This is a genomic window from uncultured Endozoicomonas sp., from assembly GCF_947495845.1.
GTDB lineage: Bacteria > Pseudomonadota > Gammaproteobacteria > Pseudomonadales > Endozoicomonadaceae > Endozoicomonas.
Genome location: NZ_CANMAO010000081.1, coordinates 1 through 1,299 on the forward strand (window position 1 = coordinate 1; position 1,299 = coordinate 1,299).

General features: G+C 40.7%; 1 protein-coding gene. It reads left to right on the plus strand.

Annotated features, from left to right (window positions below; translation table 11 throughout):
* Positions 1-995 precede the first annotated feature (995 nt).
* Entirely contained in the window at positions 996-1,250 is a 255-nt protein-coding gene (locus Q1B11_RS20155) for a phage integrase N-terminal SAM-like domain-containing protein (protein WP_299735799.1), read from the plus strand.
* Positions 1,251-1,299 lie beyond the last annotated feature (49 nt).

The window sequence follows — 1,299 nt, forward strand, 5'->3', positions numbered from 1 at the left end:
ATGGGGTTCATTGGAACCCCGAATTAGCTGGATAATTTATGATTGACACCATAGTCACTTGTTAGCTGCGTAAGCCCGTAAAATACTTAAACTCTGACGAAAACCTGAAGCGAGTACCACTGGCAACAAAGTAAAAACCAGAAGATTTACCACCAAAGGTTTTGTACGCAGCTGAAAACCACACGGAACTAAAATACCGCAAACCAGTTTGAACCAGAAGGTTTGAAAACTAAAAGGCAAACGACAATGTAGAAGCTGGCCTGCACAAAACCTGATGATGAAAGATGTTCGAGCCAACATTTTGAACAGATAGTGACGTAAGCGGGACGCGCACCATAAAACGTAAACCAGACGTTGGCTTGCACAGAACCTGGTTACACAGGTTTCAATGGCCAGCCAGCACAATGTAAAAAACTCTCCGACAGGGAAAACCTTTTTGTTTTCTTTTCAAGATTGAGAACATTTTTTAAAGCTGCACTGAACCAAAATGCTGAAAACCAGTTTGAACCAGAAGGTTTGAAAACTAAAAGCAAACGACAATATAGAAGCTGGCCTGCACAAAACCTGACGTAGTACGATGTTCGAGCCAACATTTTGAAAAGATAGTGACGTAAGCGGGACGCGCACCGTAAAACGTGAACCAAACGTTGGCTTTCACAAAACCTGATTGCACTGATTTCGACGGCCAGCCAGCACGATGCAAAAACTCACAGCGGGAAAAATCTGCAAGAATGAAACCTTAACTAGAAATCAAGCAGCTAACGCTTACTAGACCAACCGCTTTGAGATACAGAATATCACCAAGCGATTTACTATATTTTATATGGTTTACTACTTCTTTAACCATATTTTATAAATGCCAAAGTAATGCCCATCTCTATGATATTTATCATATTTCAAATAATTCACTTTGAGATTACACCAACTTATTGGCATTTGACCAATGCCAGTTTACTGCTAAATTTCCCTGTATAAAAAAACAGTGGAGAACCGGTATGGCAGAGCGGCTGTTAATACAGGTACAAAATAAAATTCGAGCACGTCATTACAGTATTCGTACTGAGCAAGCATATATTTATTGGATTAAAGCCTTTATTCGTTTTCATAAGTACCAGCATCCAAATACCATGGGGGATAGAGAGGTTACTGACTATCTCACCCATATTGCGGTTAAGAAACAGGTCGCTTCTAACACTCAAAACCAAGCGCTGTCGGCGATTCTACAGCGATTCCCGCTGCTCATTCATTAAAGCTGGATTCTAGAGATTGTCCCATCAGGCATTTATTCAGGCCGTGAGA

What these genes read in the sequence shown, in the direction of transcription:
- Q1B11_RS20155 (WP_299735799.1), top strand. Translation starts at nt 996, where the DNA reads ATGGCAGAGCGGCTGTTAATACAGGTACAAAATAAAATTCGAGCACGT.